Here is a 20,710-nt window from a genome sequence, read left to right as displayed (position 1 = left end):
ATCTATTTGCAGTTTCATTCGTCTAACTTTTACCCTTTACAGGTGTCTTGCCTTCCACCTAAAGCCGATTTACGTTTATTTTCGTATGCAAAAATTTTCTATCTACTGCCTCATTTTCTTCTTCGCTTTTACCGCCGCTGCCCAGGAAAAAACGTCTGTTAATGTTCAGCTCAGCCTTGAGAATCTTACCGGCTCCCCCTATTTCTGCGACGGTAGCCAAATGACTCTGCGGGCTACTCTTCACGAGCCAGGATTTTCCTATGAATGGTTTTTGGACGGTCAACCGTTGGAAACGACGGTCACCAATACTCTGCCGGTGCGCCGGGCCGGAATCTATTCGGTGACGGTCAGTAATGCGCAAATGACTGGGACTTCTCCCAAAGTACGCGTAGAAACCTGCCCAGACAACAGTGAGGAGTTGGCGGTGATTTGGGCGCAAGCCCTGAAAGATGGGAAAGCAAAACCTCCAAAAGAAACGCTGTCTACTTTTACCGCAACGATTTCATCCGTAAATCCCATTTTGTGCAACGCCAATACCTCCGCCACGCTGGTGGCGCAGCCGCAGGGAGCACAGTACACCTACCAATGGCAATACGCTTCCTGCCTGACCTGTACCTATACCAATCAATCAGGCCAAACAAATGATACGCTTACGACGAGCGCAACGGGTTTTTACAGAGTGCTCGTGACGGAAGGAACCACCACCACGACTGCCAATCCGTTTCGGGTAGCCTCCACTCCGTATGCGACCCTTACTAATCAAAACAATGACCCCAGTGGAATAATCAGCGTCACTCCTGGACAAAGTGCCTCATTGAAGGTGAACTTTACGGGCACAGGCCCTTTTTATTTTTCGTACAATGACGGAACCACTAATAAATTTTTAAGTAACATAACCGCAAATCCTTATACATTGGTCGTTACTCCTGAACAAAACCGTCGCTATAAACTGACAAACGTTGGCAGTAATTCGTGTGGCTCCTCCAGCAACGATTTGGTTGGGAATGTAAGAGTGGTTGTAGATGCCACCACATCTGTTACTTTACAATCCCCTAGCAGTTTGAATGTATGTGCTGGGAGTACCATCGAAATCCCTTATACTACCGTAGGCACATGGTCTGGACCGAAAAATTTTACGCTCAATCTTATCAATGAACAGGATGGTTCGACAATCAGCACTCAATTTGGTCAATCAGGCAATCCACTGTATGTCACCATTCCGGCCTTTGTGACTCCTTTCAACCAGTACCGCGTGGCGGTTTTGCCTGTTGTACCTGCCAGCGTAGCAGGACCTGTTGTAAGCTCTTATGTTTTGACCGTCAATAGCATTGGTTGTGCTCCTAAGCCTATTCTTTACATATCTCCTTCAAATCCGGGCTGTAGTTCAGTTTACCTTGGCGCTTCTATTTCCCTTTTGGGTGGCAGCAATAATTATCAATGGTTTCGCGACGGTGTCCCCATCCCTAATGCCACATCATCCAGCTTTGAGGCATACCAATCGGGTGATTATTACGTAAAAGTAACCAACGCAACGGCCAATTACGCAGATTCTTCAGCGGTACAGACCATTACGTTACTTGCAGCACCCGTCACGATAACTTCTCTCAATACCGTACTGTGCGGAAGTAATACCTCGGCGGTTTTGACGGCCTCTTCGGCCACAACGGGCGGTAGCTGGCAATGGTATAAAAACGGGGTCCCGATTTCAGGGGCGACCAGTGCTGCCTACACAGCCACAACGACGGGCTCTTATCAGGCAGAATACAGTAAAGGCGGTTGCACGGCATCAGGCTCTATTAATGTGACCAATTATGCCACGGCGACCCTTACCACGCTGTTGGGCGGCAGCTCTCAAGTGATTACTCCCGGCAACACGGCCCAACTGAAAGCTACCTTTACGGGACAGGGGCCGTGGACATTTGATTTGTATGACGGGTCCGATTATAAAAGTATGTCAGCGACCGCTAATCCGCACCTCATAATGGTTCAGCCCGAACAGAACCGAAACTATTATCTTACTGGTATTGTATCGAATAACTGTACTAATAACAGCAGCAGCGGTTCCGTAACTATCGTGGTGGATCCTACTACTTCATTGACATTGACTGCGCTGGCCAGTCTGAACGTATGTGCGGGCAGTACCATTGATATCCCGTACACTACTGCTGGAACATGGACCAATGACCGAAAGTTGTACGTAGAATTGACAGATGCCAATAACAACTATGTATCAAACAGTTATCAGGGTTATTTTTCACAAAACCCCATTCGCTATAGGCTTCCGACGGCATTAGCCCTTAATGCAACCTACAGGGTCAGGGTAACTTCAATCTTACCTTACTCTGGTGCTGTCACGAGCAGTTATCAATTGACGGTCACGGGTACTGCGTGTTTGCCCACCGCTACCATTCAGAATGGCACTTCTTCTGTGCAGTGTGCAAGTGTATCGCTGAATGCCTCACCAACTGGCAGCGGTTATGCCTATCAATGGTTTCGAAACGGGAGCAGTATTCCAGAAGCAACAGGCAGTTACTATAACGCATCACAAACGGGGGCCTATACAGTACAGGTAGCCAATGCAGCTATCGGCTACAATTCTACCTCTGCCACTACTTCTGTGGAGGTGACAATGCCGCCAGTGAGCATTTCGCCTACGAACGGTGCGGTTTGCAATGGAGGCACAATAACCTTAAATGCCACCCCGGCAGATGCCGCTGTATATGATTATCAGTGGTATTATCAGCCCTTCAACGAGGCAAATGCTTCCCCTATCAATGGCGCTAGCTCGGCAAGTTATGTGGCAACTTCTGTGGGTTATTATTATGTGGTTGTTCGCCAAAAAACAGGATATTGCTCAGCCCAATCTTCCTCAGTTTCCCTTAACAACAGTGGAACGGCAACGCTTACGAATACTAGTGGTACTACCTCTGACGTGGTCATTTCTCCCGGCCAAACGGTTCCGTTGACGGTGACTATGACTGGGCAGCCTCCTTTTGTTTTTCAGTACTCTGACGGCACTTACCGTCGGCGAGTTACCACCAACAATTCAACGTATACGCTCAATGTAACGCCCGAACAAAATCGGACGTATTTTATATCGGATTTTGGAAACAGTTGCGGCAGTGGGGGCACCAATGGTACGGTCAATGTAATTGTTGATGCAGCCACGACGATTAGCCTTTCCACCCCGACCAGCCTGAATGCCTGCGCCGGGGGCTCGGTGGAGATTCCTTATACAACCGTCGGTACATGGGGCGGTAGCAGAAATCTATATGTAGCGTTATACAATTCCGTTAACGGCAATTTTATCTCTTCCTATAACATTAACTCGTTGACCAATCCTATGGTAGTGCGGGTGCCTGCGTCACTTCCCATAGGCAGTACTTTTCAAATCAGGATCTCCGGCATCAACCCTCATTTTACAACAGTAGTGAGCAGTTATAATTTTACCGTTTCAAGCACGGGTTGTATTCCAATTCTCCAAATACAAATGTCTTTTCCAAGGCAGTGTGCCGTCGCTTCACTCTATATTGACCCTATTTCCGGATATAATTATCAGTGGTACCGTGATGGAAATTTTACGGGAGGGACAGGTGATGGGTATACTGCTACGGTGAGTGGTAATTATACCGTGAGAGTGACGGGGCCAAATGGATATGACGTGACCTCGGCCCCTTATGAAGTTATGGTAGGTAGTGTTCCCAAACCGTTCATTAGCCGCACCGGTGCAGGAGATTGTACTGATGGCAGTAACTTTACCCTTTTGTCGAGCGTTACAGACCCTTCTTTTTCGTACCAATGGTATTATGCGCCCACTTCCAATGGTCCTTTCCTACCCGTATCGGGAGGGAATGCTTCCTCTTTAACAACCGACCAACCTGGAGTATATTTTGTGATGGTTCAAAGCGGCGAGTGCCAGTCAGAATCAGACAAATATTATACCTGCCCCCTGCTGGTTGATTTTAAGTCGGCGTCCATTTGCCGTGGGGGAGGAGTAACGGTAAAATATTCCCCCAATTTGTGCTGTTATTCAGAAAATACAGTGTCACTGCATCTGGTAGAGGCGGTTTCGGGAACGGTCGTCATGAGTAATTTGGCTTCTTTAAAGGGATTTTCATCGTACACTTTTTCTAATGTCACGATTCCCGCATCCGTTCCTTCGGGTACGTATCGGTTTGTAGCGACCTCTTCCGGCCCAGTATATACAAGTCCGAAAAGTATCGGGTTATTGACCATTACCAATAGTATCGCTCCGGCGCCACCGACAATCACGGCAGTGCCAAGTTCGATATCGCTCGGCCAAAGTACAACCTTAACGGCCTCTGGCTGCAACGGAACTATCCAATGGAAGGATAATGGTTCGGCTCCTGCTACCCGTACTTTAGTACCCAATGGCACTACGGTCTATGAGGCGCTATGTATGGATGTAAACGGATGTACAACAGCAGCGGGGGCTGTCACCGTTACTTTAGAATGTGACCCTTTAGAACCTAATAATACCTACTCATCTGCTACAATTATCTCAGTGGCAAATTATCTTAGTCCCGAAGTGTGTCTTGATTCCAAAAATGATGCAGACTGGTATGCTTATGTGCATAACAACAAAGTATACTATATCAAAGTAGCTTCTTCGGGAAATGTATACGGTTATTATAAACTTTCGGTCAGCGTTGTAAATGATTCACTGCGTATCGAAACGCTGCCAAGCAGTGGCTCCAATTTGTTCACGTATGTAGAATTATACGCAGACAACGGTACCACATTTTTGTGGAATGACTACTCCAGTGGTGTCAACAATTTCTCTCTGCTGAAATACAAACTGCCCTCGCCTTGTCCGGCGGTATTGAATCTGTACTCCACGCTGTTGGATATTGCTCCCGGGCAAACCAATACTGCCAAAGGCTTGCTTATCAATGCCACCAATAAAGTAGGGGATGGCGCTACGGTCAATTATTACGGGCAAAATGCAGTACTGCTCCTGCCAGGTTTCCAAACCAACATCAGTACCGGCGGCAGCTTTCAGGCAGCGATTCAGGGCTGTAATTGAAGAAATGAAAAATAAGAAATCCATTGAAAAGGCGAGCTAACTGCTCGCCTTTTCGTTTAATCACTCCGCACCTCCATCCTGCTCATGAATCGTTGCAATGAGTTTTTGTAGGGCGGCGTGCCGCTCAGGGGTGCTTTCTGGAAACGACATATTCATGTTTTTGAGTTCTTCAATCAAAATTTTTCCCACAATAAGTCGCATATTTTTCTTGTCGTCGGCGGGGACTACGTACCAAGGGGCTTTTTCGGTGGCGGTGGCGTTGATGGCTTCTTCATAGGCATTCATGTAGTCTTTCCAATAAGCGCGTTCTTTGATGTCGTCTTCTTCAAACTTCCAGTTTTTGGTAGGGTCTTCAATGCGTTCGATGAGTTGCTTTCCCTGTTCTTGCTGTGAGATATTCAGGAAAAACTTAATCACCCGGATGCCGTTGTGATATAGGTATTTTTCAAAATTAGCGATGTCTTGGTAGCGCTGTTTCCAGACTTTGTCCAAATCATTGGTCAATTCTTTGGGCAGCCGCTGCGACTTGGTCAGGATTTCGGGATGTACTTTTACGACCAATACTTCTTCATAATGACTCCGGTTGAAGATGGTAATGTTGCCACGTTCGGGTAGTGAAAGCAAATGCCGCCACAAAAAATCATGGTCTAGTTCGTTGTCGGAAGGTCGTTTGAAAGATTGGATTTTGACCCCCACAGGATTCACCCCCGATAATACGTGCTTGATGGTGCTGTCTTTCCCAGCGGCATCCATGGCCTGAAAAATCACCAAAAGCCCGTAACGATTATGGGCGTACATGAGACTTTGGAGCTCGTCGATGGTAGTCCGAAAATCAGCCAGTTGGGCGGCGTAGTCGGCTTTGTTGTCGTAAAGGTCTTCTATTTTGGTATCCGCTTTTTTATGGTGGAATGTACGGGTGCCATCGAAGCGAAAATCGTCTGTTTGGAGGGATTGTGACATGAAGAGATGGTTGATTTTTAGTAATTGTCCGACATATAATTTGAAAAAATCAGGGTAAAATATACCTAAATAATCACCACTTGATAACTTTCTGTTACTAATATTTTTGTTTTTTGGGTTAAAGTGGTTATAAATAGGAATTTTCTGTATTTTGAATCGGAATAAAGACCAGCAACAGGCGTTTTTTTTGCATATTCTTAGCAATAGAAAAACTTTGGCGTTGATTTTGTTTAGTAACATTTAGAAAAACAGTAGTACTGATTACCCATTCTAACGCTAAACACCATTGACGTCATTTGCTGAAAATGACTGATGCACGCTCAAATTATGAAACTCACAATTGCCGCTTGGCTGCTTATTGGATCAGCTTTTACCATTCTGATTGGTATCTTTTTAGGCATTTCTTTTTTTAATACCATTCAGCGTCAAGTGGAGGAGGCGGAATGGGTGAAAGAAAAAAACGAAACGCTTGACCAGCTCCTAACGCTGGAAAAACTCCTCGTCGATATAGAAACGGGGCAACGTGCGTATCGAAGCACGAACGAAAAAAGATTTCTATCGTCATTGAATCAGGCCCAGATTAACATTGGGCTAGTGGAAGATAACCTAACGAACTCTTTCAGGGAAAACTCGCCAAAGCTTGCACAACTGGCCCAAATACAGCAATCGGTGCAATCATTAGTACAATTGTGGAGTTCGACCTCAGAAAATGACAGTGGACTGAACCGGCAAAGCCTGATTGAAATTACGGCACTTGAGAAGAAAGAAATGGACAACGTGCGGATGCTGGTAAAAAAAATATACACTGCCGAGCGTTATGAGTTGTCTAAAAGGGAGGCTTCCATAAAGACGCTCATTGAAAATCTAACTCGCAAGACCGTCTTAGGGACATTTTTGCTCTTTTTGGTGGCGGCCGTGCTTACGTATTTTTATGCGTTAGAGTTTAAAAGCCGAAAAAAAATCGAAAACCAACTCAGTAAAAATGTGGAAGAGTTGGAAGAACTTAACCATTCTATCAAAGAAAGGAGTTGGTATTTGGCGGGATTGACGGTTCTGAATGACGCACTTCAAAATATCAATACATTGGAAGCCCTTGGCCAATCAGCCCTAAAATCCATTACTGATTATCTGGAGTTGCCAGCAGGAGGGATGTATATACTTGACGAATCTGAAAAGCTGGCGCTGAAAGCCTCCGTGGCTCTGTCAGCTCAGGTGTCCCAGTCTTATGCGCTGGGAGAGGGATTGGTAGGGCAAGCGGCTCTTGAAAGACAAATACGGATCACCAAGTTGATTCCGTCTTCTTATTGGACTATTGAGTCGGGAAGCGGTGCTACCAACGCAGGCGAAATTGCGTGCATTCCACTTTGGTACGGTAAAGAACTGAAAGGTGTAATCGAGTTAGCGTCCTTCTCGCCATTTCCCGACCACCACATAGAGCTCTTGAAAAAAGTATCTAAGGATATTTCCTTGTCGGTCAATGAAATACAATCTAGGCTTAAAGTGGGCCGGTTGTTGGAACAGTTGAAAGAACAAAAGGCGATTTTGGAGAATCAGCAGGATGAATTGCGTCAGACCAACGAAGAATTGTCGCACCAAACCGAGAGCCTGATGGCGTCTGAAGAAGAGTTGCGGGTGCAGGAAGAAGAATTGAGACACATTAATTCGGAGTTGGAAGAAAAAAATGAAGCAATAGAAGTAGCAAGACAAGCATTGGCCCTGAAAGCGAAGGAGTTGGAAGTGACGAGTACGTATAAATCTGAGTTTCTGGCCAATATGTCGCACGAGTTGCGTACCCCGCTCAATAGTGTTTTGATTTTGGCCAACTTGTTGTCGGAAAATAAGTCAAAAAACCTAACCGATAAGCAGGTTGAATACGCCAACGTGATTCGTAAATCGGGAACTGACCTGCTAAAACTCATCAACGATATTCTGGATTTGTCGAAGATTGAAGCGGGTAAGATTGATTTTCAGTTTGAAAATGTACCTGTTAAAAATATCTTAAGGGATATTAAGCAATTGTTTGAGGTGGTGGCCGACGAAAAAGGGGTGATTTTTTTGACAAAAATCGAGGCTTCCGTTCCGACAGCGTTGCACACCGACAAACAGCGATTGGAACAAATCATTCAAAATCTATTGTCCAATGCGTTTAAGTTTACCCCAAAAAACGGGCAAATTACGCTTTCGTTTGCGGCCGTTGAGCCTCAGCCTGACTTTGCCACCGAGGCCCTGAAAAAGGCCGAGCAGGTATTGGCCATCAGTGTTGAGGACACGGGAGTGGGGATTCCATTCGAAAAACAACAGCTCATTTTTGAGGCATTCCAACAGGCCGATGGGTCAACCAGTCGTAGATATGGCGGCACGGGCCTGGGGCTATCCATCATCAGAGAATTGGTAAAACGACTGGGCGGAGAAGTGAGACTTCAAAGTGAAGTGGGGAAAGGCAGTACTTTTTCGGTTTTTATACCGCTCAAAACCAACGCTGGGGCAGCGGCTGCCAGTTCCGAATCGCTGACGATAAGCGAAAAGCGGAACTTTTCCATGACCGAGTTTCACAAAGAGATTGTATCGCAGACCAAAATAGAAGACGACCGGCATTCGATTGAAAAAGGAGATTTGGTGATGCTGATTATCGAAGATGATCCCATGTTTGCGGGGATTGTCAGGGATTTAGCCCGCGATAAAAATTATAAAACAATCGTGGCGTTGCAAGGCGACGAGGGAATGATGTATGCCCAGAAGTACCAGCCCTCGGCCATCATTCTTGACGTGCAGTTGCCCGTTGTCGATGGGCAGAGTATTCTTTCATGGATTAAGAATGACGAACAATTAAAGCACATTCCTGTGCATGTTATTTCTGGTGCAGATGCTTCAAGTCTGTCATTGGAGGGGGCGCAGGCGTTTATCCAAAAGCCCGTCAAAACCCAAGACTTAGAAAAGGTATTTAGTTTGTTGGAAGCTCAATTGAATGTTAAAATCAAGAAAGTACTGATATTGGTCGGGGAGTTTATTCAACGAAACACCATTGGTCAGGTGCTAGGAAAGCGCTATCCTGACCTCAAATGGGAAGTGGTTGTTTCGGAGCAGGATGCCGCCGACCACATAGCCCAGAATGATTATGACTGCCTGATTGTGGACATCCGCAAAAATTTGGACCAAGGCATGGAAAGGCTAAGACGCTTGAAAGAGGTTAGTGCCTCGAAGGTCTTGCCCGTGATTGTGTACATCGACGAAGACCTCAACCTGGCCAAGGAGCGTCAGCTTAAGAAACTTTCGAGCGTGATTATTCGGGAGTCTACGCAATCTATGGAGCGGCTAATGGATGAAATGGAATTATTCCTCTTTAAAGTGCAGGAAGTAGAAACCAAAAAGCTGCCCCAGCCCACCGTGGCTTTCAGTAGCGGTGGATTGGAAGGTAAAAAGGTGTTGCTGGTAGATGATGACATGCGCAACGTATTTGCTTTGAGCACATTGTTGGAAGAGCAACAGATGAAAGTCATTACGGCCGATAATGGCAGAGAGGCACTTGAAGAACTTCGGCTTCACACTGATATTGATATTGTATTGATGGATATTATGATGCCCGAAATGGATGGGTACGAGGCCACATCTCGGATTCGGCATGATTTGCGGTTATCTAAATTGCCCATTATCGCCCTCACGGCCAAGGCCATGCCCGAAGATCGTGAAAAAGTGATTGAAGCGGGGGCGTCAGATTATATTACAAAACCAGTGGATACGGGTCAACTTTTTTCCCTGATGCGCGTATGGCTTTCCAAATAAATAATGGATACTCAAACACAACTTACTGCTGAAGAGTTAAACGAGATTATTCAACTCATTTATACCCAACATGGGTATGATTTCAGTGACTATGCTCGGTCGTCACTGTTGAGAAGAGTGGCTCGGTGTATGGCGATAGCGGAGTTCAAGACCAGTTATGAGTTAAAATATCATTTAATCAACGATAAATCTTTTTTTGCGTGGTTTCTGGAAACCCTTACGGTCAACGTGACGGAGATGTTTAGAGACCCTATTTTTTATAAAGAGCTTCGGGAAAAAGTGATTCCTACGTTGGCTTCTTATCCGATTATTAAAGTGTGGCACGCAGGCTGTGCCACGGGAGAGGAAGTGTACTCGATGGCAATTCTGCTACAAGAGGCGGGCTTGCTGAACCGGACCAGAATGTACGCGACCGACCTCAATCCTGTCAATTTGGAAAGAGCACGTCAGGGAATTATTCCCTTAAAACAGATCAAAGAGTACACCATAAATTACATTAAATCGGGCGGAACAAATGATTTTTCAGCCTACTATACTGCGCAATACGATAATGCGATTATTCACAAAGAATACCGTGAAGAGGTCGTTTTTGCGCGACATAATCTGGCCGTGGACCAAGTGTTTAACGAGTTTCAGTTGATATGCTGCCGCAACGTCATGATTTATTTCAATCAGGAATTACAAAACCGGGCGGTTCATTTATTTCACGACAGCCTGTCGCCCTTGGGGTATCTGGCCATCGGCATCAAAGAGTCTTTACTTTTTACGGATATAAAAGAGCAATTTGAAGCTATTAGTCCGTTAACCCGTATTTACCGACGGAAAAAATAAAAACCAAGGGAAGCAATGACAAAAAGCAGCGTTGATATAGTTGTGATTGGCGGCTCCGCAGGTAGTATTCCTGTGATCAGTGAGCTGATAGAAGCGCTGCCCTCACCGTTTGATTTTGCCGTTGTCATTGTTCTTCACCGTTCCAAAAACGTTATCAGCGAGATGGAACAGATTTTGGCCGTAAAACGAAAAGAAATAATCGTAAAAGAGCCAGATGATAAAGAACCCATCCAAAAAAAATGTGTTTATTTGGCTCCGCAAAACTATCATTTGTTGATTGAAGAAACCCATTCTTTTTGTTTAGATTATTCCGAGCCAGTCTCCTACAGCCGACCCTCAATAGATGTAACATTTGAAAGTATTGCGGAGATATATACTGAAAAGGCAGTCGCAATCCTTTTGAGCGGCGCAAACGGCGATGGCTCACGCGGAATGGCAGAAATGATAGCAAGGGGAGGCATTGGCATTGTGCAGGAGCCTTCAACGGCCGAGTATCCGATTATGCCCCAATTGGCCCTTGATGCAAATGCCGGAGCTAAATCAATGACGCCAGCCCAAATTTCTGCATACATACACACATTGAACGTATAATTAATTTCAACGATGTTAAACCCTAATCGCGATTTTACAATTCTTTTGGTTGACGACCGTGAAGAAAATTTATTGGCTCTTGAAGAAATGTTGGCCGATGAAAACAGGGTTTTTATCAAAGCGACTTCTGGGAATCAGGCCCTGCGCTACGCCCTCCGCAATGACAATATCGGTCTGATAATGTTGGATGTCCAAATGCCAGAAATGGACGGTTTTGAAGTGGCAAGGTTGTTGAAAACCAACCAAAAAACGAAGCACATTTCCATTATTTTTGTGACGGCTATCAACAAAGAAGAGCATTATATGCTCAAAGGATTTGATGAAGGTGCGGTAGATTATCTCCAAAAACCGTTGGATATCAACGTCACCAAAGCGAAAGTAAAGGTTTTTCAGCACCTGTATCAATATCAGCAAGAACTCAAGTACACGGCCATTGAGCTTCGACGAATCAATCAGCAGCTTGAAAAGTTTGCTTTTATCATTGCCCATGACATGAAATCGCCGCTTACGGGTCTGATTGGCGCTTTATCGTTGTTGGAGATGAACGACGACGGCGAATTGAGTGCTGAGGAATGCAAGGAATATATCTCTCACTCCAAAGAAGCGGCATTGTATTTGGTAAATATGATTAATGCCTTGCTGGACTATTCCCGTAAAAGCCTTGCCGAACAAACCGTGGAGGAAGTAAACGTGCAGGATATGGTGCAGGAAATAGTCCATAATTTGTTTTTGCCACCGCACGTTACATTTAAAATCACGACCGCTTTGCCAGTTTTATGGACTAAAAAACTGAAGCTGCAACAAGTATTCCAAAATTTAATTAGTAATGCCGTAAAATATAATAATAAACCCGACGCGACTATTGAGCTGGGGTGCCAGGAAAAAGGAGATTTATACGAATTTTATGTGAGAGACAATGGCCCTGGGATTCCGTTTCAGGATCATGAAAATATATTTAAATTCTTCAGAACTTCTATCAACATGGCTACCTCAGAGAGTAGCACGGGAGTAGGGCTTTCTATTCTGAAATTATTGGTTGAGGAGCAGGGTGGAAAAATATGGGTAGACTCGGATCCCAGTCTTGGAAGTGTTTTTTATTTTGAATGGAAAAAGTAAATCTATCCAACTAATCTCACATTGTACTTTTGTAAATATCCCAAAAGTACAATTTATTTTATCCTCTTTCTAGTTCTCCCATCGCTATACTTACTGCAACTGTTCATATCCAACAAAAGATAAATCTAACAAAAAGAATTAATAGTTGAGGAATCATTTGATTTCATGCAAAATGGGTATATTTGTTATACCTATGTGACTATAAATAGCATACCAAAACATAAGTGTCTTAGCCTAGCAATGCTCTCAATAGATAGTTGTTAATCTAATTCCTGTAGTTTGTTGAAAAAGTAATATAACTTATAGAAAAAATTAAAAAAATCTAATTTTTATCGGTTGTTCCTTGTATGTATGTTATTATAATGCACTCTTTAACTTTGTGACTGATTCATCAATCCTCGTTATGCAGAATATGATGTATGCAATAAATCTTCGATAGATGATTTAAAACATTGGTTATAATGTAAAAATGTGCTGATTAGTGTTAATCGTAAATACACTAAAAAGCATATAAAATGCAAAAAATAAAAAGAAGGTTTCGTAAAGTAGAGAAGTGACAATGTCTAATCAGTATAAATTTACGTCATCAAAAACGATGTAATACAGAACCTAAAGACTTTTCTAAAATTTAATCTGTTCAACTACCTTATTTAATTTAATATACTAATACAGTCAAAATGCACAGGGTGACTGATGCTTCATTCCAGAGTCTATATTTTGCGTTAATTATGGTTACATTCAACGTTAATGAAACAAATTCTAATAAAATAATTCAGTACTCATGACTAACCGTTACAATGTTCTTATTGTAGAAGATGATGCGTTTATTCGTAAAGTTCTTCGTCAATCCCTTAAAAATGATTTTGAAGTTACCACCCATATCAATGGTATAGAAGCCATGACCTGGTTGGAACAGGGAAATCCTGTGGATGTGATTTTGACCGATTTGCAGATGCCTTATTTGAACGGACAAGATTTGATCAAGACGATACGGGCCAGTCCGATGTTTAAAAATCTGCCGATTATTATACTTTCTACATACGACGACAGCAATACCCGTATAGCCTGTTTGGAATTGGGAGCGGATGATTACATGACCAAACCTTTCAATCCTCTGGAGGTGAAGGCAAAGGTTTTGGCCGTTATGCGGAGATCAAAGTAGCTTATTTGACCGCAACTGTTTCCGAAAAGTTACTTTATTTCAGTCATCCTATCCCTTGATAAAAGTCAAATGGAGCCAGAACAAAAGGGTTCGTTTAGAGCACTGTATATTGAAGATGACCCGCAACGGGTATCACTGCTGATTAATGACTTCGGGGCATTAATCGATATTATACCAGAGCCAGACTACTTGGAAGCGCTGGATTTTCTGGAGATGGGAAACCCCGTCGATTTAGTCATTTGTAGTGACTCGGAAGGTTACCGTGATTTTTTGAAATCACTGCGAAAAACGGCCTACTTCCAATCATTGCCCGTTATCTTGTTCAGAGAAAATGGCGAGCTAGATTCCCAAATAGCGCAAGGGCAAGTAATTGATATGTTTGAGGTGCCGTATCCGCTGGAAGCCCTCAAAATCAGGCTCAATTACCTCATCCAGAAAAAGCAATACCAAGAATCCACCCGGACCCCCTACAAACCGAAACGCATAAGAAGCCCTTTTGGAAAAAGGGTGTTTGATATTGCGGTTTCGGCAACGGCCTTACTGATGATTTCGCCTTTGTTGGCGGTGGTGGCCGTGTTGATAAAATTGGATTCGAAAGGTCCGATTTTTTACCGCTCCAAAAGGGTCGGAATGGGCTACCGGATTTTTGATATGTATAAGTTCAGGACGATGCGTACTGATGCCGATAAGATGTTGGCCAATATGGCCTCCCTAAACATGTACAATGTAGCACCTACGGCTGCCGTGAGTAATCTATGTGAGGAGTGTCAAGCGGCGGGCACAGAATGTCAACAAATTTTATTTTTAGATAACGAACAAATCTGCGAGAAACTCTACCACCAGAAGCAAAAATCAAAGGCTACATTTTCCAAGTTTAAAGAAGATCCACGCGTCACTAAACTGGGGAAATTTCTGCGTAATTCCAGCATTGATGAGCTTCCTCAGTTGTTTAATATTTTGTTGGGAGATATGTCGTTTGTTGGCAATCGTCCATTGCCTCCTTATGAAGCCGAAAAACTCACCGCAACGGGTTATGCTCGGCGGTTTGCCGCCCCAGCGGGCTTGACGGGACTTTGGCAAGTGACAAAACGCGGCAAATCGAAAGTGTCAGACCTAGAACGCATTCAATTGGATGTGCTTTACGCCAAGAAATATTCGTTCAAAACAGATTTAATTATCATGATTAAAACAGTTAAGGCGGTTTTTCAAAAGGAAAATGTATGAGCACGCAGCCACTTGTCTCGTTTATTACCATCAACTACAATCAGGCGCAAGTCACTTGCGACATGCTGGAATCAACGCGTACCCTGACGTACCCCAATGTCGAAATAATTGTGGTAGACAATGGCTCCGCCGAAGACCCCACGCCGCTGATTGAGAAAGGCCATTACCCCAACGTGAAGGTGATTCTGACCCATGCCAATTTGGGCTTTTCGGGCGGCAACAATGCTGGAATCAAACAGGCCAAAGGAGATTACTTTTTTTTATTGAACAACGACACCATCGTTACACCCACATTGGTAGAAGACCTGTTGGCACCTTTTGCCACGGATTCATCGATCGGGATGGTTTGCCCCAAAATTCGTTATCATGACCACCCTACCATTCTTCAATACGCGGGTTATCGTCCGCTAGACCGCCTTACGGGCCGCACGTGGGCCATTGGGTTGCAGGAAGAAGATAAAGGACAGCATGATGTGTCGGGCGCTACGTATTTTGCGCACGGAGCCGCGATGATGGTGCGGCGGGAAGTCATTGAGAAAGCGGGTTCGTTGGAAGATAGTTATTTTTTATACTACGAAGAACTCGACTGGTCGGCGCGAATTCGACGGGCTGGATTTAAGATTTATTACGAGGCCAAGGCCCTCATTTACCACCGCGAATCCATGAGTGTGGGCAAAGCCAATCCGCTCAAAGCGTATTATCATACCCGCAACCGCCTGCTTTTTATGCGCCGAAACGTGACGGGCATGACCTTGGTTACTTTCTGTTTGTACTACTTTCTGTTGGCCCTGCCCAAAGCCGCGTTGGTCCATTTAGTGCGCGGACAAACGAAGTATCTGAAAGCCATCAAGGATGCCATCGCCTGGAACCTGACCCATAAGGTCAACCAAAATGGTGACATTATTCCGTCGGTGGCGTTGGATAAACCTTACAAAATATAACTCCTTCGGAAAAAATGGCAGAAATTTTACTCCTCGTTTGTATCGGTCTTGTGGTCTACACCTATCTCGGATACGGATTGGTGGTGTGGTTACTCATTCGTATCCGTGGAAAACGCTCTTCCGTCAAAACCGATCAATCCTATTCACCTGAGGTAACCTTGGTGGTTCCTGCTTACAATGAACTTTCGTGTTTACCCGCCAAAATCGCCAATTCGTTGGGGCAAGAATATCCGCGTTCTAAAATTCGATTTTTATTTGTCACAGAAGGCTCCACCGACGGTTCTACAGAATGGATTAAAGCACATTACGGACAAGAAGTGGATGTACTTGGCGGCACCGAGCGCCGGGGCAAAGTGGCGGCCATGAATGAAGCACTGAAATATGTAAAAACCCCGATTGTAATTTTTACGGACGCTAACACACAACTGAATAAAGAAGCCATCAAAAACATTGTTCGGCATTTTCAGGACCCGATTGTGGGCGCGGTAGCGGGAGAAAAACGAATCCTGACCAACGACGACGAGTCGGCGGCGGGGTCGGGAGAGGGCTTGTATTGGAAATATGAATCGCAGCTCAAACGCTGGGATTCGGAATTACATACCATTGTGGGAGCAGCTGGTGAGCTGTTTGCGGTACGAACGGAGCTGTATGAGCACGTTGAACCCGATACCATCTTGGATGATTTTATTATTTCGCTCCGCATTGCGGGCAAAGGTTATAAAGTAGCATATGAGCCTGATGCTTATGCCTTGGAGCACCCCTCATTTTCGATTTTGGATGAACAAAAGCGAAAAATACGTATTGCGGCGGGTGGTTTTCAATCCATTGTACGCCTGAGTTATTTGCTAAATCCCTTCAAATACGGCATTTTGTGCTTTGAATACGTGTCGCACCGCGTGTTCAGATGGGCCGTGGCCCCGATCTGTCTGCCGCTGATATTTCTGCTCAACGCGTGGTTGGCTTACTCGGCTTTTCAATCGCCATCGCCGATGGGCACCGCTTGGATCACGCTATTTGTCCTGCAATGTCTGTTCTACGGGGCGGCGTGGGTAGGCTATCAATTGGAGCAACGCCGTTTGCGCTGGAAATTACTCTTTGTCCCCTTTTATTTTACGTTTATGAACGCGTGCGCTTTGGCAGGATTGGTACGATACTTGCGTGGTAAACAATCAGGAACGTGGGAAAAAGTTCGCCGGGCCGATGATGTGTTGCTGAAAGTGGAATAGGTAAAAAAGGGCGTATTGAATGGTATCTTTACTCAACAACGAACAGTCAAAATTTTGGCTTTACGGCATGGTAGGCATGGTGTGTACGCTTACGTGCGGCTATTTGATTGCGGCGTTGGGTATTGCAGGGGCTGGCGTTGCGGTTGTACTGCCCATTGCCTGTTTTGTGTTGATTGGTGTTTTTGCCGAGCCGCGTATCGGTCTGTTGTTATACCTTCAACTCAATTTTTTGATTGGCGTTGCGGCGCGTTTTCTGACCGTAGACCTTCCCTTTGGTGTATTTATTGATGCGTCGCTGATTCTGACCATGTTGAGTTTGTTGGTCAATGCCAAGCGCTACGATTGGGGGCGGTTGCATCATCCCGTTTTTTATCTTGTAGCGCTGTGGGTTTTCTTTACCATACTTGAGTTCTTCAATCCTGAAGCTCCTTACAAACCAGCGTGGCTGTATAATTTTCGAAAATTTTCGCTCTATTGGATTTTGGCTACTTGCATTGTGTTGGTGGTTCCGTTTAAAAAAACGGATATAAAAATCCTGATTCGTACGTGGCTATTTTGGTCTTTTTTAGGCGCACTTTGGGGGTTTAAACAACAATACATTGGGCTTACGGCCAATGAACAAAATTGGCTCAATATGGGGGCTGATAAAACCCATGTGTTATTTGGGGTTTTACGGATTTTTTCTTTCTACACCGATGCCTCACAGTTTGGGGCCGAAATGGCCGCTACCACCTTGGTCTGTATTATTTGGTTTTTCGAAGAAAAAAAATGGATTTATAAGATAGGTTATCTTGCGTTAGCGTTGGTGTATTTTTGGGGGTATGCCCTTTCTGGCACCCGTAGTGCGTTGTTTGTGCTGGTGGGTGGCTACGCGTTTTACCTACTTTTACGGAAAGACATTCAAAAGATGATGATTGGCGCCGCCGTAGCGATACCAATTTTTATCATCCTCATGTATACCAATATCGGTAGTGGCAACTATCAGGTACAGCGTATGCGTACTGCGTTGCGCCCCATGGAAGATCCTTCTTTCTTATTACGCCTTCAAAACAAAGAAAAACTGGCCCGCCTGATGGAAAATTACCCTTTTGGGGCGGGGCTAGGAACTTCTGAAGCCGTAGGGCAACGTTTTTCGCCCAATCACTGGGCCTCTCAGGTGGCACCCGATAGTTGGTACGTGATTCTTTGGATTGAAACGGGAAGCGTGGGAATGACGCTCTATGTTATTATCTTGGTAAGCATCATCGCCTTTGCCACGTGGAAGGTCTGGCAAATCAAAGATCCTTGGCTGTTCAAAATTATGGTCACCATGCTGGCGGAGTTGGGGGGCATTGCCGTAATGGCCTATTCAAATCCCGTCATGGGGCAGTTTCCGACAAATGGAGTTATTTTTATCTCTATGGCTATGCTCGCGACCTGTAATCGGTGGGATACACCCACTGGGGTGCTCGTGCCTAAAGAAAAATTGGTAAATATTTGATAATCAATTGATTTGTTGATTAATACTTTTTTGACTTATGAAACGTCGTCGTGCGCTTTGGGGAATGGCTCTTTTGGGAGGAAGTTTGGCTTCTATCGGAATCTTCAAATGGATAAGCTGGCATAAAACTCCCGACTTGAGCTTTCTTTTAAGTCAAAAACAATTGTTGGCCGCGCTGAGCGAAACCATTATTCCTGCCACCGATACCCCGGGTGCAATTGAAGCTGGAGTTGCGGATTTTATCCTTAAAATGGTCGCTGAAAATATGGATTCTGTAGCACAGAATCGGTTCATTGAAGGTCTTAAATCAGTGGAGTCGTTTTCCAAAGATACCTTTGCAAAATCGTACATTGAATGCAACGAAGAACAAAAAAATGCGGTCATGCGGCATTTTGAGGAAGAAAGCAAGCCGCTCGAAGGCATCGCGGGGAAGGTACAGCGCAAAGTATTCGGAAACCCTTTCTTCCCGATTTTGAAAGAATATACTTGTATTGGGTACTGCACCTCAATGCTAGGGGTCACCCAAGGCCTTGCGTATACGCTCGTTCCTGGCCGCTTTGCGGGATGTATTCCGATGACGGAAAACCAAAAATCGTGGGCCACAAAATAAATTACGTCTGATTTCTAACACCAACTCAACGCATGTACCCCGCCAATCCTACCCTTAAAAATAAACAGTCATCCACTTACGACGCTATCGTGGTAGGGTCGGGTATAAGTGGAGGATGGGCCGCTAAAGAGTTATGTGAGAAGGGGTTAAAGACATTAGTGCTTGAGCGAGGTCGGAATGTAGAGCACGTAACAGACTATCCAACCGCGCTTAAAAGCCCTTGGGAGTTTCCGAATAGGTTGAACAACGTTATCAAAGACCAAGTCGACAATCCTGTTCAGAGCGTGTTATACAACGAAGGAAGCAAACATTTTTTTGTCAATGATAAAGAGCATCCTTACATCCAAGAAAAACCTTTTTCGTGGATTCGAGGGTATCAGGTGGGAGGGCGCTCTCTAACGTGGGGCCGGCAATGCTACCGGCTCAGTGATTTGGATTTTGAGGCCAATGCCAAAGAAGGTGTGGCCGTCGATTGGCCCATTCGTTATAAAGATTTGGCACCTTGGTACGACTACGTGGAGAGGTTTGTGGGTATCAGTGGCCGGGCCGAAGGGCTGTCCCATTTGCCCGACGGACAATTTCTACCCCCGATGGAATTCAACTGCATTGAAACGCACTTTGCCAATCAAGTAAAGAAAAATTATAAAGACCGTCTGGTTACCATTGCCCGGACTGCCAATCTTACCAAAGGATGGAACGGGCGCGGGCCGTGTCAGTACCGTAATCTTTGCGCCCGAGGATGTCCGTTTAGTGGGTATTTTAGTAGCAATTCCGCCACTTTGCCCGTGGCAATGGCCACTGGAAACCTAACCTTGCAACCCGATTCCATCGTCATTGAAGTGCTGTTTGACGAGCAAAAAAATCGAGCAACGGGGGTACGTGTCATGGATGCACACACCAAAGAGGTGAGGGAGTACTACGCCAAAATCATTTTTTTGAATGCCTCCACCATTGCCACCAGTGCGCTTTTATTGAATTCTGTGTCGCATCGTTTTCCTGATGGCTTAGGAAATTCGAGCGGACAGGTGGGCCGCAATCTCATGGACCATTTCATGATGGGCGGCGCCATGGGTGAGTACGAAGGCTTCAAAGATAAATACTACGAAGGCAGGCGTCCCATCGGGATTTATGTGCCCCGTTTTCGAAACCTTAATGCCCAAACCAAACAGAAGGATTATCTGCGGGGGTTTGGTTATCAGGGAGATGGTGAGCGTGCCGAATGGAGCGATCAGTATAAACGGGTGGAAGGTTTTGGCAAAGATTTTAAAAAGGCACTGACCCAGCCCGGTCCTTGGACGATGTTTATCGGGGCTTGGGGCGAAACACTTCCCTACACGGAGAACCGTATTTGGCTAGACAAAGAGCAAAAAGACCAATGGGGATTGCCGCTGGTTCGGGTATTTTTTGAATACCATGAAAACGAAATCAACATGCGCAAAGACATCAAAGAAAGCGCCGAAGAAATGCTCCAAAAATCAGGTTTTCAGAAAGTACAACAGTTTTATTACGACCTGCCGCCTGGCTCAGCAGTGCACGAAATGGGCACTGCCCGGATGGGTCGAGACCCCAAAACTTCCGTTTTGAATGGCTTTAATCAAATGCACGACGTCAAGAATGTTTTTATCACGGATGGAAGCTGTATGACTTCTTCAGCCTGCCAAAACCCATCACTGACCTACATGGCACTGACGGCCCGAGCCTGTGATTATGCGGTTTCGGAACTTAAAAAATTGAATTTGTAA

Annotated in this window: 13 protein-coding genes; 12 read left to right on the top strand and 1 reads right to left on the bottom strand. The window is 44.9% G+C overall.

Features of this window, described 5'->3' with window-relative positions:
- The first annotated feature begins 85 nt into the window (after nt 1-85).
- The gene (locus DR864_RS08835; protein WP_114066619.1) at nt 86-5,047 is read left to right on the top strand and encodes a 3-coathanger stack domain-containing protein; all 4,962 of its coding nucleotides are present in this window, start codon (nt 86-88) and stop codon (nt 5,045-5,047) included.
- Between the two features lie 60 nt (nt 5,048-5,107).
- On the opposite strand, the gene DR864_RS08830 is transcribed toward DR864_RS08835, so the two are convergent.
- The gene (locus DR864_RS08830; protein WP_114070213.1) at nt 5,108-6,007 is read right to left on the bottom strand and encodes a polyphosphate kinase 2 family protein; all 900 of its coding nucleotides are present in this window, start codon (nt 6,005-6,007) and stop codon (nt 5,108-5,110) included.
- A 327-nt stretch (nt 6,008-6,334) separates the two neighbouring features.
- Here DR864_RS08830 and DR864_RS08825 point away from each other — a divergent pair, with 327 nt between their 5' ends.
- From DR864_RS08825 to DR864_RS08775, 11 genes are all read left to right on the top strand, one after another.
- Nucleotides 6,335-9,787 carry a response regulator gene (locus tag DR864_RS08825; RefSeq protein ID WP_114066618.1) on the top strand — a complete coding sequence of 1,151 codons (3,453 nt, stop codon included), beginning with the start codon at nt 6,335-6,337 and terminating at the stop codon, nt 9,785-9,787.
- Between the two features lie 3 nt (nt 9,788-9,790).
- Nucleotides 9,791-10,618 carry a CheR family methyltransferase gene (locus DR864_RS08820; protein ID WP_114066617.1) on the top strand — a complete coding sequence of 276 codons (828 nt, stop codon included), beginning with the start codon at nt 9,791-9,793 and terminating at the stop codon, nt 10,616-10,618.
- A 15-nt stretch (nt 10,619-10,633) separates the two neighbouring features.
- The gene (locus tag DR864_RS08815) at nt 10,634-11,209 is read left to right on the top strand and encodes a chemotaxis protein CheB (protein ID WP_114066616.1); all 576 of its coding nucleotides are present in this window, start codon (nt 10,634-10,636) and stop codon (nt 11,207-11,209) included.
- Between the two features lie 12 nt (nt 11,210-11,221).
- Nucleotides 11,222-12,325, top strand: a complete 1,104-nt coding sequence (locus DR864_RS08810; RefSeq protein ID WP_114066615.1) for a sensor histidine kinase — start codon at nt 11,222-11,224, stop codon at nt 12,323-12,325.
- Nucleotides 12,326-13,106: 781 nt separating this feature from the next.
- On the top strand, nt 13,107-13,487 hold the full coding sequence (locus DR864_RS08805) for a response regulator (RefSeq protein WP_114066614.1): 381 nt from the start codon (nt 13,107-13,109) through the stop codon (nt 13,485-13,487).
- Between the two features lie 69 nt (nt 13,488-13,556).
- Nucleotides 13,557-14,711, top strand: coding sequence for a sugar transferase (locus tag DR864_RS30470; protein WP_114066613.1), 1,155 nt, complete (start codon nt 13,557-13,559; stop codon nt 14,709-14,711).
- On the top strand, nt 14,708-15,652 hold the full coding sequence (locus DR864_RS08795; RefSeq protein ID WP_114066612.1) for a glycosyltransferase family 2 protein: 945 nt from the start codon (nt 14,708-14,710) through the stop codon (nt 15,650-15,652). Before DR864_RS30470 ends, DR864_RS08795 begins: the two co-directional genes overlap by 4 nt.
- 14 nt (nt 15,653-15,666) lie before the next feature.
- Nucleotides 15,667-16,878 carry a glycosyltransferase family 2 protein gene (locus DR864_RS08790; protein ID WP_114066611.1) on the top strand — a complete coding sequence of 404 codons (1,212 nt, stop codon included), beginning with the start codon at nt 15,667-15,669 and terminating at the stop codon, nt 16,876-16,878.
- A gap of 19 nt (nt 16,879-16,897) precedes the next feature.
- Nucleotides 16,898-18,358 (top strand): O-antigen ligase family protein, encoded by a 1,461-nt coding sequence (locus DR864_RS08785; RefSeq protein ID WP_114066610.1) that lies wholly within the window; start codon nt 16,898-16,900, stop codon nt 18,356-18,358.
- 37 nt (nt 18,359-18,395) lie between these two features.
- Nucleotides 18,396-18,968 carry a gluconate 2-dehydrogenase subunit 3 family protein gene (locus DR864_RS08780; protein ID WP_114066609.1) on the top strand — a complete coding sequence of 191 codons (573 nt, stop codon included), beginning with the start codon at nt 18,396-18,398 and terminating at the stop codon, nt 18,966-18,968.
- 32 nt (nt 18,969-19,000) lie between these two features.
- Nucleotides 19,001-20,710, top strand: a complete 1,710-nt coding sequence (locus DR864_RS08775; protein ID WP_114066608.1) for a GMC oxidoreductase — start codon at nt 19,001-19,003, stop codon at nt 20,708-20,710.

Origin of the sequence: Runella rosea (assembly GCF_003325355.1) — a bacterium.
GTDB classification, from domain to species: Bacteria; Bacteroidota; Bacteroidia; order Cytophagales; family Spirosomataceae; genus Runella; species Runella rosea.
This window is presented reverse-complemented; position numbering and strand designations above follow the sequence as displayed.

Excerpts from the sequence above, each read along its gene's own strand:
- DR864_RS08835 (WP_114066619.1), top strand. The coding sequence starts at position 86 with ATGCAAAAATTTTCTATCTACTGCCTCATTTTCTTCTTCGCTTTTACC.
- DR864_RS08830 (WP_114070213.1), bottom strand. The coding sequence starts at position 6,007 with ATGTCACAATCCCTCCAAACAGACGATTTTCGCTTCGATGGCACCCGT.
- DR864_RS08825 (WP_114066618.1), top strand. The coding sequence starts at position 6,335 with ATGAAACTCACAATTGCCGCTTGGCTGCTTATTGGATCAGCTTTTACC.
- DR864_RS08820 (WP_114066617.1), top strand. The coding sequence starts at position 9,791 with ATGGATACTCAAACACAACTTACTGCTGAAGAGTTAAACGAGATTATT.
- DR864_RS08815 (WP_114066616.1), top strand. The coding sequence starts at position 10,634 with ATGACAAAAAGCAGCGTTGATATAGTTGTGATTGGCGGCTCCGCAGGT.
- DR864_RS08810 (WP_114066615.1), top strand. The coding sequence starts at position 11,222 with ATGTTAAACCCTAATCGCGATTTTACAATTCTTTTGGTTGACGACCGT.
- DR864_RS08805 (WP_114066614.1), top strand. The coding sequence starts at position 13,107 with ATGACTAACCGTTACAATGTTCTTATTGTAGAAGATGATGCGTTTATT.
- DR864_RS30470 (WP_114066613.1), top strand. The coding sequence starts at position 13,557 with ATGGAGCCAGAACAAAAGGGTTCGTTTAGAGCACTGTATATTGAAGAT.
- DR864_RS08795 (WP_114066612.1), top strand. The coding sequence starts at position 14,708 with ATGAGCACGCAGCCACTTGTCTCGTTTATTACCATCAACTACAATCAG.
- DR864_RS08790 (WP_114066611.1), top strand. The coding sequence starts at position 15,667 with ATGGCAGAAATTTTACTCCTCGTTTGTATCGGTCTTGTGGTCTACACC.
- DR864_RS08785 (WP_114066610.1), top strand. The coding sequence starts at position 16,898 with ATGGTATCTTTACTCAACAACGAACAGTCAAAATTTTGGCTTTACGGC.
- DR864_RS08780 (WP_114066609.1), top strand. The coding sequence starts at position 18,396 with ATGAAACGTCGTCGTGCGCTTTGGGGAATGGCTCTTTTGGGAGGAAGT.
- DR864_RS08775 (WP_114066608.1), top strand. The coding sequence starts at position 19,001 with ATGTACCCCGCCAATCCTACCCTTAAAAATAAACAGTCATCCACTTAC.